The following is a 12,826-nucleotide window of genomic DNA, read 5'->3' on the forward strand; positions in this document are numbered from 1 at the left end:
CAACCAGGTAAAAGCTGATGAGGTGATGAAGTGCGAGGTTTAGACAACCTCGCACTTCATCACCTCATCAGCTTTTACCGCTTTATAGCCGCCGCTATAGCCGCTCGAAATGGATGGAGGTAGCCTGCAGACCGGCGGTAGTGCAGAGGCCGCGGACGTAAGGCCCACACATATTACGGTACACCACCGACACATCCACTTCGTCGGGCGGGAAGAGTTCCTCGTTTAGCACCAGGCTGAACTGTGCCAGCATGATGTGCGCAATGAGCCGGGCATCGAGGCTGGCATGTAGCTGGCCTTGGTCGATTCCGCCCTGCAGCAGGCGCACGAGCAGCGGCCCGGTATAGTCGCGCAGGTGCTCAGAAATGAGCTGCCACGACAGCGGATATTGCGTCCGCATGATGTGGTAATCGTAGTGCGGAGCCTGGCGCAATTCGTTGAGGCTGTAACGCAGCAGGCTCACCAGGCACTCGGCGGGCGTATCGAGGTTGGCAAACAGCTCGGTGTGCTCCTGGCGCTGGCGTTCCAGGTTGTGCCCGGTTACGGCACACAGCAGCATTTCCTTCGAGCCAAAGGCCTCCCGAAATTCGGCGGGGGTGCAGTCGAGTGCGGCGGCCAGCTGCTCCTCGTGGGGCAGGCGCACCCCTACCTCGCGGAATAGCGCAGCGGCGCGGTCTATTAATTGCTGGCGTACAAGTTGCTCCATATCAACGGGTAAGTAACGGCTGGATATAGGCATTGGCGTATGCCACCTTCACTCAGAGCAGCATACCCAAACCAAAGAAAAACAGCAGCTGTATGAGGTACACAAACGGCGCCAGCGCATTGCGCTTGATGAATTCGACCCGGTTGAAATAGACCTGAAAAATCAGGCTCACCACAAACCAGCCCTTAAAATTCAGCAGCGGAATAACGTCGTACTGCCAGTTCCAGAAATCATAACGAGCGGCCACCGGCTCGATACAAATATCAAGCCCAACCATCAGCAGTGCCGCCGCAATGGCCCGCACAAAGCCCGGCACCGGCAGGTAGGTAGCCAGCACCCCGGCCGAATAAGTCACAATCACCCAGTTTACGCCAATAATCAGCGGCACATCCAGCCATTTGATGCCTAGCGAGGCACCATACTCATAGTTGCCGAACAGCAGGCCCGTGCGGGTACCCACCACCTCCACGAAGAAGCCCATGAAGGCAATAACGGCGCAGAAACTCCAGAACGCGGCCGTGCGCCGGGGCTGAAAAGCCAGCAGCAGCCCCAGTGTAAGCAGCAGCGTGAGGGGCATGAAGCGCAGGAAGAACTCCTCGCTGCCGGAAAAAGCCAGCCCCACGAAACCCGTAACATGGAACAGCAGCAGTATGCCCTGGGCCCAGCGCAGCTGCCGTTGCTGCCGCTCGGCGCGGCCGGCGGCCATCGGAACTGCCACAGTAGGTTGTTGGGTAGATTCGGCCATTTTTAATTTTTCCCTCTCAATTTTCAATCAAATCTGAAACGATACTAGCCGAGAGCAGGCAAAGCGGAATGCCGCCGCCGGGATGCACCGAGCCGCCGCAAAAGTACAGCCCTTTCAGCCGCCGCGAAAAATTAGGGTGGCGCAGAAAAGCCGCCAGCGTATTGTTGCTGGAGCTGCCATACAGCGCGCCCCCAAACGACGACGTACGGGCCGCAATACCCGGCGGGTCCCAAACGTGCTCGGCCCGGATAAGCGGCCCGATATCGGTGCCCAGCGCCTGGCCCACCCGGCGCAGCACGGCCGCGCGGGTCTGGGCCACCAGCGCGGGCCAGTCCTGGCCCTGGTCGTGGGGCACGTTCACCATCACAAACCAGTTTTCGTGGCCTTCGGGCGCGTCGGTGGGCGTATGGCCGCTCGTGATGTTGACGTATACCGTGGGGTCGGGACTGATGGTTTGCTGCTGAAAAATGGCCTCGAACTCGCGCTTGTAGTCCTCCGAAAAGAAGATGTTGTGCACGCCCAGCTCGGGAAAGCGCCGGGCCACGCCCCAGTAAAAAATAAGCGCCGACGACGACCGGGGCTGACTGAGCGTGCGCTCGGGCGCGGGCTGCGTGGGCAGCAGGTGGCGGTAGGTGGGCACCACATCCATGTTGCTGACTACCTGCCCGAACGGGTAATTGCCCTGGTCGGTGCGCAGGCCGGTTACGCGGCCGTTTTCAACCAGGATTTCGCGCACCGGCTCGTTGTAGCGGAACTCCACGCCCAGCTCCTCGGCCAGCCGCACCAAACTCTGGGCAATGGCATAAATGCCACCCTCGGGGTAGAATGCGCCAATACCATGCTCCAGGTGCGGAATCATGCTGAGCGTGGCGGGGGCCTGGTAAGGGTCGGAGCCGTTGTAGGTGGCAAACCGGTCGAAGAGCTGCACCACGCGCGGATCGTCGGGAAAAGCCGCTTCGTGGCGCTGGTGCATGGTGCTGGTGAGGCCCAGCTGGGGCAGCGCCGCCAGCGCCTTTAGCACGTCGGGGCTGAGGTAGGTGCCGGCTTTGTGCAGGCTTTTTTGCAGAAACGTGCCCGCCGTAGCGTCGTAGGCCCGGCCGCTACGGGCCAGGAAAGCGCGCACATCGGCAGCCGGCACGCCCAGCTTTTCCTCTACTTCGCGGGCGAATTTCTCCGCATCAGCCCAGGCTGTAACCCGGGTTCCGTCGGCGAAAAAGTACTCGGTAATCGGGTCGAGACGCTGGTAGCGGAAGTAGTCGGCCGGGTTACGGCCGGCCAGCTCAAACAGCTCATCCACTAAATGCGGCAGCGTAAAAAGCGACGGGCCTCCATCGAAGCGGTAGCCGCCGGGCAGCTCCAGCTGGTGCATTTTGCCCCCGAAGCTTTCCTGGGCCTCAAACACCACCACCCGCTGGCCCCGCACCGCCAGGCGCACAGCCGTAGCAATGCCGCCGATGCCGGCCCCGATAATAGCAGTGGAAGTCTGGGTCATGTAATTTGAGTTGTTGAACAAGTAGGGGCGGGGCTTAGCTTCGCTGTCCTTCGGTTGCCCCCACCCGCCGTTAAACGATTTGGTTGTGAGTCGTTAAACAAAGCCAAACGGAGCCGTTTAATGGCGGGGACAACCGAAGGACAGCGAAGCTAAGCCCCGCCCCTACGTCGGGCTGGCTCTTCTCAAACCCACAACTTCAACTTCGGTTCAACCCAACCCCTACTCCACGGCCAGCACCAGCCCTTTCAGGTAGGCACCTTCGGGATGGAAGAGGCTCACGGGGTGGTCGGCGGGCTGGGTGAGGCGGTGCAGGATGCGGGCGGGCCGGCCGGCCTCGATGGCGGCGGCCAGCACCGCGCCCTCGAACAGCTCGGGCGACACGACCTGCGAGCAGCTGAAGGTGAACAGCAGTCCGCCGGGCGCAATCTGACTGATACCGGCCGCGTTGAGGCGCTTGTAGCCCATCAGGGCATTATGGCGGGCCGAGAGGTGCTTGGCGAAGGCGGGCGGGTCGAGCACGATGAGGTCGTACTTTTCGTCGCGGTGCTGCTTCATAAAGCTGAACACGTCTTCGGCAAAGGCCTCGTGCTTGTGGGCCAGGCCGGTGAGCTCGGCGTTGCGCACGGTCAGCTCGATGGCGCGCTTACTCGAATCGACGGAATGCACCAGCTCGGCGCCGGCCTGCAGGGCGTAGGAGCTAAAGCCGCCGGTGTAGCAGAACGTGTTGAGCACCCGGCGGCCGGGCGCGTAGCGGGCCAGTAGGCTGCGGTTGTCGCGCTGGTCGATGAAGAACCCGGTTTTCTGGCCCGTTTCCCAATCCACGGCGAACGGGTGGCCGTTTTCGTGCACGATGTGCTCCTGGCCGCTGCTTTCGCCCAGCAGGTAGCCATTCTGGGCGCCCGGCGCGGCCTTGGCAGGCACGGTTTCGGCACTCTTATCATAAATGGCCCGCAGGCCCGGAATCACGGCCTGCAACGCTGCCGCAATCAGCGGGCGCGACTGGTACATGCCCGCGCTGTGGGTCTGGACTACGGCCGTGTCGCCGTACACGTCGATAATCAGGCCCGGCACGCCGTCGCCCTCAGCGTGGGTGAGGCGGTAGACATCGGTGTTGCCAGTGCCGGTGAGGCCCAGACCCTGGCGCAGCTGGTAGGCGTTGCGCAGGCGGTTTTCCCAGAACGCGGCGTCGGGCAACTGGGCATCGGGGCCGAAATCGAGCAGGCGCACCGCAATGGAGCCGGGCGCGTAATGGCCTACGCCCAGCACCTCGCCATTGGCGGCGCGCACCGTTACGGGCGTACCCTCGGTTACCTCACCTTCCATCCGGCCAATGGCCCCCGAAAATACCCACGGGTGGCGGCGGCGTAGTGATTGGTCTTTTCCGGGTTTGAGCGTAACAGTGGCAGCTGACATGGCAACAGGTAGTAGCAAATGAAGCCGCAAAGATACGGCAGCCCTACCCAAACGGGTCGAGGTAGGCCACCAGCACCGCCAGCGCCGACAGGCCCAGCAGTACGGCCCACACCGGCCCGCCCCAGATCAACAGGCCAATAAGCGAAATCGGCCCTACTATCAGCCCCAGAACGCCCAGTACCGTGGTACCTAACCCTACCTCGGTCACGGCCTGTGCACCATCGGTAGCACCCACACTACGCCGTACCGGCCGCAACGCAGCTACATGAGTCAACCGGCCCACCGGTGGTAGCTGTTTTACTAAGATTTTTGAAAGCACTTGCGTGCGTCGGCTGACCGGCTGCCGTACCCGGCGGGCGGCGGCGGGCCAGGCGGCAGCGGCACTGGCCTCTATAGCAACTGACGCAGGCGTTTCAGCGGGCGGCGGTTGAATAGCAGCCGTTGGACGGGGCGCGTGGGCTACTGCCGGGCCGGGCCTGAACTGGTAGGCCGACTGGGCACTACGGCAGCTGGCAGCCGCGGTCAGCAGGCCGGCCGCAGCGCAGCAGGAAATGAGAAAACGGCGGGCAAGAGCGATAAAAGAGGGCATAGTTGTCGGGCTGAGGGGCGGCAAGATACGCGGGCCGTCGGGCCCTATACGGCAAGCCGCTCACCCGCGCTGCCCGGCAGCCGCCAACGTCCCCGTTATTCGGTGGCAGGCAACCCGAACCAGCGCCGGTAAATGGGCCGGCGCCAGGCAAACTGGGCCCATACGGCCGGCCACAGCAACCGGTCGAGTAGCGGCGAACCGCTACGGTATTCCAGGTCCTCTACGATATAGGTGCCACCACCGGGCGCAGGCTGCAGCAGGTGCCGGTGCTGCCAGTAGCGCAACGGCGCGGGCAGCTGGTCGCCTTCATCTACAAAATAATAGGTACCGTCGGCCGTGATGCCATGGTCGGTGATGAGCGAAGTCCAGCGCTGGCGCAACGGGCCGGCGCCCAGCTCCAGGTGCACCTCGTCGCCGCGGCGGCAGCCATCGAAGCGCAGCAGCTTAAACGGCGGAAACGGCGGGGCCAGGGCCAAAAACAGCTCGCGGGTAAATCCCTCCCAGACTTCGGCGGGCGCGGCGGCCACGTGGGTACGCAGGTATACATTCATAGCAACCTAACTATATGATTGAAGCGCGGGTTTTAGTTGTTGCCCCGGCGCGGCTAAATCTCCAGCTTCAGGCCCAGGGCCAGCGTGGCAATATCGGATAGTGAGAGGGCCCGACGGTTCAAGTAGTAGCTGAGGCCGTACAGGTCGTTGGTGGCCAGCTCGTAGTAGGCCGTGAGGCGGCGGGCCCGGCCGCTGGGTGCGTCGGGCAGCGTGTAGCTCAGGCTGCTACCCAACAGCGGCCCTACACGCATGGTACGCGACCACCAATAGTAATCGTCGGGGTATTGGCCCTCTTCGCCGGTGTTGCGCAGCCCGAAGGTGTAGCTGCCATACACACCCACGGCCAGCGGCGTGAAAGCCAGTCCGGAGCCACCCAACGGCAGCTGCCAGGGAGCATATTTCACTTTAGCCGAAGCAATAGTGAGGGCCGTACCCGCATGCCGGGCCGGCACGTAGCCCAGCAGTGCGTCGAGGTCGAGGCGACGACGGGCGAAGCTCAGGCCGCCGCCTACGCTCAGCATGCCCACACCGCCACCGGTTTGCAGCAGCAGGTGGCGCGGCTGGTAGCGAGCCACCCCCGGCCGGGCCGGCAGCGCAAGGCCAGGGGCAGCCGGTACCACGGCCGTAACCACCGAATCGGAAGCAATAGTGGGCCCGCTAATAGTCGGGGCGGTTGGCGGAGAGGCTAAAAGCGCCGCCAATAGTAAGGTCGGGGCCATTAGAAAGAGACTTGTTTGATGCGGAACTGCTTGTCGCCAAACACCGTCACGATGAGGTACTTCCGCTTCTCGAAAGCATAAGAGTTAACGTAGGTAACACCATCGTTGAACGGCTGACCCACGCCGTAATCGTGGCGGTGGCCATTCATTTCGAATACCAGACTGGACGTTTCGCGCAGCGTTCCGGCGTAAGCGTCGCGCAGGTTGGGGTCAAAATCACCATCCTGGGGGGGCACGTGGCTGATAACGACCGAGCGGCTGGCCCCGTTCAGGTCGGCCAGCTGTCCGCGCAGCCAGGGCACATCGGGCACCCGGCCGTTGAAGTTGTACTCGCGGCTATTGGTATCGATCAGCACAAATTTTGTGTCGGCATACACAAAAGAGTAGTTCAGGGGGCCAAATATTTCCTGGTAGGCCTCGCGGCCGTTGGCTACGTGGTCGTGGTTGCCAATGACGGTCAGGTAAGGGACCTTCATCTTGCGCAGCTCGTTGTCTATCCAGCGCATTTCGCGCCCCAGCCCAAAGTCGGAAATGTCGCCGCTGATCAGCATAAACTGAATACCGGGCTGCTGATTGACACTGCGCACCAAGTCCTGGGCATCATCGTAGAACCGCTGCGAGTCGCCGGCGAATACGAAGCGCAAAGTGTCGCCGGGCGATAGGGGCGCAGCAGTCAGGTGGGCCAGGTTTTTAGCCGTCAGGTCTTTCTGGTCGGCGCGGGCGCGGTGGTCGTTGGGGCTGAATTCCACCAGTTCGCAGGCGCTCAGGCCGGTGGCCAGAGCCCCAACAAGTGCGTTCCGCAGGAAGGAGGAAGAGAAAAAAGGAGGCATGCTGGTTGATTGATACACTTCCCGGGCAGCAAGCGACAACCGTTGCAGGACCGAAAAGAGATGTATACCTTTTATAACGCCTCTTTGTTGACTCCGGAACCTGTTTCAAGGCTCGTAAACCCGCTTTTACACCTGCTCGTTTCCAGTAGAAAACCTCTTTAGAAGGAATTGGCCGTGCAAAACCAAAGCAGCGGGCAATCTGAAGAAAATCTGAGTTTCTGGCAGTTTTTATTGCGTTGCCCCGCATTCGGCCTTCGTTGCTCGCCCCTTCCCATTACCACCATTTCCCCCACCGATGCAGTTCCGATACTAAGGCCGCTTAAGCTGCTACCTCTTGCTGCTGAGCCGGCTAACCGGCAGAGCGGTTTCTGCAGGGCGCATCATTTGGCCGCCCGATCCGCTTATCCGGGCAGTTGTGCGGGCAACGCGGCCGCTGCTGGCAGTAGCCTGGCAGGAAAGCTGTTTATTGCCAAACTTTTTAGCTTCGTGCTGCATTTATTAGTTTTCTCCCTCCTGATTTTCTCTGCCGGGCATGGCCAAGATTAAAACCCTGTATTTCTGCCAGAGCTGCGGCGCGCAGTCGGCCAAATGGATTGGCCGCTGCCCCAGCTGCAACGAGTGGAACACGTACGTGGAAGAAGTGGTCACGAAAGCCGACCCCAACACGGCCGCCAACGCCTGGAAAGCCTCGTCGTCGGTGGGCGGCACATCTAAAACCGCCAAGCCCAAGCCGCTGGGCGAAATAATATTCGAGGAAGAGTCGCGCCTCAACACCCACGACGACGAGCTGAACCGGGTGCTGGGCGGCGGGCTGGTACCCGGCTCGCTGGTGTTAATCGGCGGCGAGCCAGGCATTGGCAAAAGCACCCTCATGCTCCAGATTGCCATGCAGCTCAACGGCCTGCGGGTGCTGTATGTGAGCGGCGAGGAAAGCGAGCAGCAGATAAAGATGCGGGCCGAGCGCCTGGGTCGCCAGCAGCCCGGCCTGTACATCCTCACCGAAACCAACACCCAAAACATCTTCCGCCAGATCGACCAGCTGCAGCCCAACGTGGTGGTAGTCGACTCCATCCAGACGCTGCATAGCTCGTTGGTCGAGTCGGGCGCGGGCTCGGTGAGCCAGGTGCGCGAATGCACCGCCGAGCTGCTCAAGTACGCCAAGGATACCGGGGTGCCGGTGCTGCTCATCGGCCACATCACCAAAGATGGCTCCATTGCCGGCCCAAAAATTTTGGAGCATATGGTGGATACCGTGCTGCAGTTTGAAGGCGACCGGCACCTCACCTACCGCATTCTGCGCACCGTTAAAAACCGCTTCGGCTCGACCTCCGAATTGGGCATTTACGAGATGCAGGGTGCCGGACTACGACAGGTAAGCAACCCCAGCGAAATCCTGCTTTCGCAGCGCAGCGAAATCCTGAGCGGACTGGCCATCGGGGCTACACTGGAGGGCAACCGGCCGCTGCTGGTAGAAGTGCAGGCCCTGGTAACGCCTGCTACCTACGGCACGCCCCAGCGCTCGGCCACCGGTTTCGATGGCAAGCGCCTGCAGATGCTGCTGGCCGTGCTGGAGAAGCGTAGCGGCCTGCGCCTGGGCCAGCACGACGTGTTTTTGAACATTGCCGGCGGCCTGCGTCTCGAAGACCCGGCCTTGGACTTAGCCGTGTGCGCGGCCGTCGTCAGCTCGCTCAACGACGTGCCTATCCGGGGCGAAATCTGCTTGGCGGCGGAGGTAGGTCTGAGTGGTGAAATCAGGGCCGTGAGCCGCCTCGACCAGCGGCTGGGCGAGGCCGAAAAATTAGGCTTTGCGGAAATGTACATTTCGCAGTTTAATGCCAAGGGCCTTGATTTGGCCCGCTACGGAATTCGGGTACACCCGGCGGGCCGGCTTGATGAGGTACTGACGGGTTTGTTTGGCTGATCAGAACGAATAGGGCCGCGGCAAGTCGTGACTGGAACAACTGCAATAGAGTTGTAAAAATCCTATATTTTCCGGAGTTGGTACCGCCCAAAACCGGGTGCGTACAAAACTTTGTCTGTTTTGCCCTAGCCAGCAAAAAAACTACTGGTTCCTGTTGGTCGTTGTGATTTATTCCAACGTATCTTCGGTTTTGAAATTGACTTTTACCGCGACCCATTCGCTTCCTTCTCAGGAGCGGGCCGCCGGTAGCCAGCCCTTTGCCTTCGCCCGATGACGCATCGTTTTTCGCTTCTTCCGATTACCGTTTGGGCCGCTCTGCTGCTGGCACCGCTCCTGGGGCATGCCCAGGGTACGGTGGTGCTCACGGGTAAAGTAAGCGGCCGGCTCAGCAGCGATACGGTAGCTGTGTCGGTTCGCGAAAACCCGCTGGAGGCCCACGAGCAAATCACGTATGCCCGCCTCGACAGCAAGGGCGAGTTTCGGCTGGCACTGGCCGTGCAGGGTCCTACCCGGGCCGAGCTGGTGTACGACGATGACGTAACGGAGCTGTTTGTGGAGCCCGGCAACCAGCTCGACGTACGCTTCAAGAGCAACGACTTGGCAGGCACGGTCCGCTATAAAGGCCGCGGAGCCGAAGCCAATGCTTTTCTGGCCGAGATGGAAGCCAAATTCGTGGAGAACGAAGGCTTCCAGGTACTGCCCGACAACATCATGTTTTATGAGGTGCCGTTTCTGGAGTTTCTGGACTACCGCCGCAAGGAGGAGCTGAAGTTTCTGGAAACCAATGCCGACGGCCTCAGCAAAGCGTTCAAGGACTTCGTACGGGCGCGCATTACTTACAGCTACGCCAACGACCGGCTCACGTTCCAGGACCTGCGCGAGCAGGTAGTGGCCACCGAGGGCCGGCTGAAAATGTCGCCCACTTACTACGACTTCCTCAACGATAAAAGTCTGGTTGAGAATGCCTCGGCCAGCAGCAACGGCCTGTACCAGGAATTCCTGCTCAACTACATCCACCACCTGGCTACGAGTAGCGGCAAGCAGCGCACCGACCCCGATTTTTACCAGAAGTGCTACGAGCTGGCCAGCCAGCGGCTGAGCGGCTCCATCAAGCCCATCGTGCTGGGCCGCATCCTTAAAGAGTCATTCCGTTTCGGCCATATCAAGCAGTCGGCGGCTATGCTTGATGAATACCGCGCCGTAGATCCGAAAAACCAATATTATCCGGTACTTAAAGCTGATTTCGAGCTGCACAAGGATTTCGCTATTGGTGCCCCGGCGCCCAATTTCCGGTTGGTTTCGACCACCGGCGACACCACCAGCCTGCGGCAGTTTGCGGGCAAGCTGGTGTACCTCAACTTCTGGCGTACCACCAGCGGCCTGGCCCTGCGCGACCTGCCCTACGCCGCCGATCTGGCCAAGCGTTTCGAGGGCAAGAACATCGTGTTTCTGAACGTGGCGCTTGACGAAAACGAAGGTGCCTGGAAGCAGTTGGTTATTACCAAAAAGCTACCGGGCATGCACGTGCGGGCCGGCGGAGGCTTACGCTCGGCCGTGGCCCGCTCCTACGGCGTGCAGGACGTGCCCACGTATTTCCTGCTGGCCGAAGACGGCACCTTCCTCAACACCCGTCCCAAACGCCTGAGCAGCCGCGCGGCCGTCGACGAAATAAAGGAATCGTTTGGCAAGGCGAACACCTACAGCAGCACCCTGGAGAAGAAGTAAGTTATAAGAGGTAAGATGTGAGAAAAGGCCCGTTATCCTGAGTTCTTCTCAGGATAACGGGCCTTTTCTCACATCTTACCTGTAGCTCCCTATCTTCCCGCCATGTTCTCCCGCCGCCGCCCTGCGCCTGCTGCCGTTGTGCCGCCCACCGATGCGGTGCTGCTGGCGCGCTACCGTGCCTCGGGCGACGTGCATGATGTGGGGATGCTGTACGAGCGGCATATGGCGGCCGTACTGGCGGTAGCGCGCCGTTACCTGCCCAGCGAGGCCGATGCCCAGGACGCCGTGATGCAACTGTTCGAACAGTTGGCCGAGAAGCTGCGGCGGCATGAGGTAGAGAACTTTCCGGCCTGGCTGCATGCCACGGCCCGCAACCATTGCCTGATGCAGCTACGGGCCCGGCAGCGGGCTGGCCCTGCGGCCGGCGGGGCGCTGGTGGTGCACTTCCCGGATGCCGCCGATATGGAATCGGCCGCCGCGCGGCATCAGGGAGATACTGACGAGGAGGCCACAGAAGCCGAGGAGCATGAGCAGCAGCTTCAGCGCCTCGAAAACACCCTCGCCGAGCTACCTCCCGACCAGCGCCAGTGCCTGGAGCTATTTTACCTCGAAAAGAAAAGTTACCGCGAAGTAGCCACTCTGACCGGCCTCGACCTGAAGGCCGTAAAAAGCCACCTCCAGAACGGCAAGCGCAACCTGCGCCGCCACCTGCAAGCCAGCCCCACCCCCGATGCCTCGTCCTGACGATTTTACCGCTGCCCTACCCTCCCGGCACTTGCCCACGGAGTTGCTGCGCCGGTACGTGGCCGGCGAGCTGAGCGCGGCCCAGGAGCACGCTGTAGAGGCTCATACCCTCGAGTGCGAACAGTGTGCCGAGGTGCTGGAAGGCCTGGAGATGCAACCCACCGCCGTTACCGACGCCAGCCTGGCCGAATTGCGCCAGCGGCTGCACACCCGCGTGACCGAGCTGGCCGAGGACGCTCCGACCGAAACCATAGCGCGCCCCCTGTGGTGGCGCCCTCTGGCAGCGGCCGCAGCGCTGTTGCTGCTCTTAAGCACCGTGGCCTGGCTGGTGCTGCGGCCCACCAATCGGCCCGAAGTAGCTGCTCGTTTGCCTCAAACCAAAAACACGCCCCGTGGTAGTATGGCCCCGGCAGTTTCTTCTGCCGAACCGGCTGCAAGTACGGCCGCTGCTTCCGGGCCCGAGGTAGCGGTTGTACTGCCACCTGCCCGGCCGACCCGGCCAGCGTTGACGGCTGTTCCGGCAACCAAGTCGGCTGCTCGCACGAAGCCCACCGGGACAACTGCGGCTGCGGCCGAAGTCGCAGATTTGGCCGGCAGTTCCAACACCACCGCCATTTCGGATGCGGCTGTTGCGGCTGCTACCTCTCCTGACACCGCGGCACTCGCTTCGTATGCGGCCACCCGGAGCCGGCCAGCCGCCGCCGATCAGCTGGCCGCCAACGCCCGCACTACGGATCAACCCGAAAAAGCCCGCGCTTTTCGGGCGGCGGCTCCGGTAGCGGGCCCAGGGCGCACGGTGCAGGGCCGTATTGTAGATACAGCCGGCCAGCCCCTGCCGGGCGCAACGGTACAGGTACCCGGCACAGCTGCGGGAGCGAGTACGAATGCCGACGGCAGATTTGCCCTGATGGTGCCGCCCGGCAACCGGCAGCTGGCCGTCAGCTCCATCGGCTACACCACCCAAACCCGCTTTCTGCAGCCCACCGACTCGGCCCTGACCCTCGCGCTGGCCCCCGACACAAAGCAGCTTAGCGAAGTGGTAATTGTGCGGCGCGAAGCGCCACCCGGCCTGCCCAGCCTGGGGCCGCTACCGGCCGGCGGCTACCCCGCTTTCCGCCAGTACCTGCACGACAGCCTCAACTACCCCGAAAAAGCCCGCGACCGGAAGCAGGAAGGCACCGTGCGGCTACAATTTATGGTAGGTACTGACGGCAAGCTATCCGACATCAAAATCGTGCGCCGCCTCTCGCCCGAGTGTGATGCGGAAGCTATCCGGCTACTGAAAGAAGGCCCGATGTGGTTTCCAGGAGCCCAGAACGGCCGCCGCACGGCCCGCAAAGTCGAAATCAACGTGCCCTTTTCGTTAGAGAAGTAGTAAAGCTGTTTAAAAA

General features: G+C 61.8%; 13 protein-coding genes. 5 read left to right on the forward strand and 8 right to left on the reverse strand.

All coding sequences use genetic code 11. The features are described 5' to 3' along the window. Positions 1–94 precede the first annotated feature (94 nt). From HW554_RS19350 to HW554_RS19385, 8 genes are all read right to left on the reverse strand, one after another. Positions 95–706 carry a TetR/AcrR family transcriptional regulator gene (locus tag HW554_RS19350; protein WP_176910179.1) on the reverse strand — a complete coding sequence of 204 codons (612 nt, stop codon included), beginning with the start codon at positions 704–706 and terminating at the stop codon, positions 95–97. A 52-nt stretch (positions 707–758) separates the two neighbouring features. Beyond that, a complete protein-coding gene (locus HW554_RS19355; protein ID WP_176910180.1) occupies positions 759–1,451 on the reverse strand; it encodes a carotenoid biosynthesis protein in 693 nt (230 codons plus the stop codon). 16 nt (positions 1,452–1,467) lie between these two features. Then, positions 1,468–2,943, reverse strand: coding sequence for a 1-hydroxycarotenoid 3,4-desaturase CrtD (crtD, locus tag HW554_RS19360; RefSeq protein WP_176910181.1), 1,476 nt, complete (start codon positions 2,941–2,943; stop codon positions 1,468–1,470). A gap of 219 nt (positions 2,944–3,162) precedes the next feature. Next, positions 3,163–4,356: a class I SAM-dependent rRNA methyltransferase gene (locus tag HW554_RS19365; protein WP_176910182.1), complete on the reverse strand. Its 1,194-nt coding sequence runs from the start codon at positions 4,354–4,356 to the stop codon at positions 3,163–3,165. A 43-nt stretch (positions 4,357–4,399) separates the two neighbouring features. Further along, positions 4,400–4,945 carry a hypothetical protein gene (locus HW554_RS19370; protein WP_176910183.1) on the reverse strand — a complete coding sequence of 182 codons (546 nt, stop codon included), beginning with the start codon at positions 4,943–4,945 and terminating at the stop codon, positions 4,400–4,402. 95 nt (positions 4,946–5,040) lie between these two features. Next, the gene (locus tag HW554_RS19375) at positions 5,041–5,496 is read right to left on the reverse strand and encodes an SRPBCC family protein (RefSeq protein ID WP_176910184.1); all 456 of its coding nucleotides are present in this window, start codon (positions 5,494–5,496) and stop codon (positions 5,041–5,043) included. A 53-nt stretch (positions 5,497–5,549) separates the two neighbouring features. Next, complete coding sequence (locus tag HW554_RS19380) at positions 5,550–6,215, reverse strand: hypothetical protein (protein ID WP_176910185.1); 666 nt, start codon at positions 6,213–6,215, stop codon at positions 5,550–5,552. Then, complete coding sequence (locus HW554_RS19385; protein WP_176910186.1) at positions 6,215–7,045, reverse strand: metallophosphoesterase family protein; 831 nt, start codon at positions 7,043–7,045, stop codon at positions 6,215–6,217. Before HW554_RS19385 ends, HW554_RS19380 begins: the two co-directional genes overlap by 1 nt. A gap of 168 nt (positions 7,046–7,213) precedes the next feature. Between HW554_RS19385 and HW554_RS19390 the strand changes: the two genes are divergently transcribed. The 5 genes from HW554_RS19390 to HW554_RS19410 all read left to right on the forward strand — a co-directional run bounded on the left by HW554_RS19390 (position 7,214) and on the right by HW554_RS19410 (position 12,810). After that, the gene (locus HW554_RS19390; protein WP_176910187.1) at positions 7,214–7,591 is read left to right on the forward strand and encodes a hypothetical protein; all 378 of its coding nucleotides are present in this window, start codon (positions 7,214–7,216) and stop codon (positions 7,589–7,591) included. Next, positions 7,578–8,966: a DNA repair protein RadA gene (gene radA / locus HW554_RS19395; protein ID WP_176910188.1), complete on the forward strand. Its 1,389-nt coding sequence runs from the start codon at positions 7,578–7,580 to the stop codon at positions 8,964–8,966. The genes HW554_RS19390 and radA overlap by 14 nt, the downstream gene beginning before the upstream one ends. 270 nt (positions 8,967–9,236) lie before the next feature. Next, positions 9,237–10,691, forward strand: coding sequence for a TlpA family protein disulfide reductase (locus HW554_RS19400; protein ID WP_176910189.1), 1,455 nt, complete (start codon positions 9,237–9,239; stop codon positions 10,689–10,691). Between the two features lie 102 nt (positions 10,692–10,793). Continuing rightward, positions 10,794–11,435, forward strand: a complete 642-nt coding sequence (locus HW554_RS19405) for an RNA polymerase sigma factor (protein ID WP_176910190.1) — start codon at positions 10,794–10,796, stop codon at positions 11,433–11,435. Then, a complete protein-coding gene (locus HW554_RS19410) occupies positions 11,422–12,810 on the forward strand; it encodes a TonB family protein (protein WP_176910191.1) in 1,389 nt (462 codons plus the stop codon). The genes HW554_RS19405 and HW554_RS19410 overlap by 14 nt, the downstream gene beginning before the upstream one ends. The last annotated feature ends 16 nt before the right edge of the window (positions 12,811–12,826 follow it).

Origin of the sequence: Hymenobacter lapidiphilus (genome assembly GCF_013377885.1) — a bacterium.
Lineage (GTDB): Bacteria > Bacteroidota > Bacteroidia > Cytophagales > Hymenobacteraceae > Hymenobacter > Hymenobacter lapidiphilus.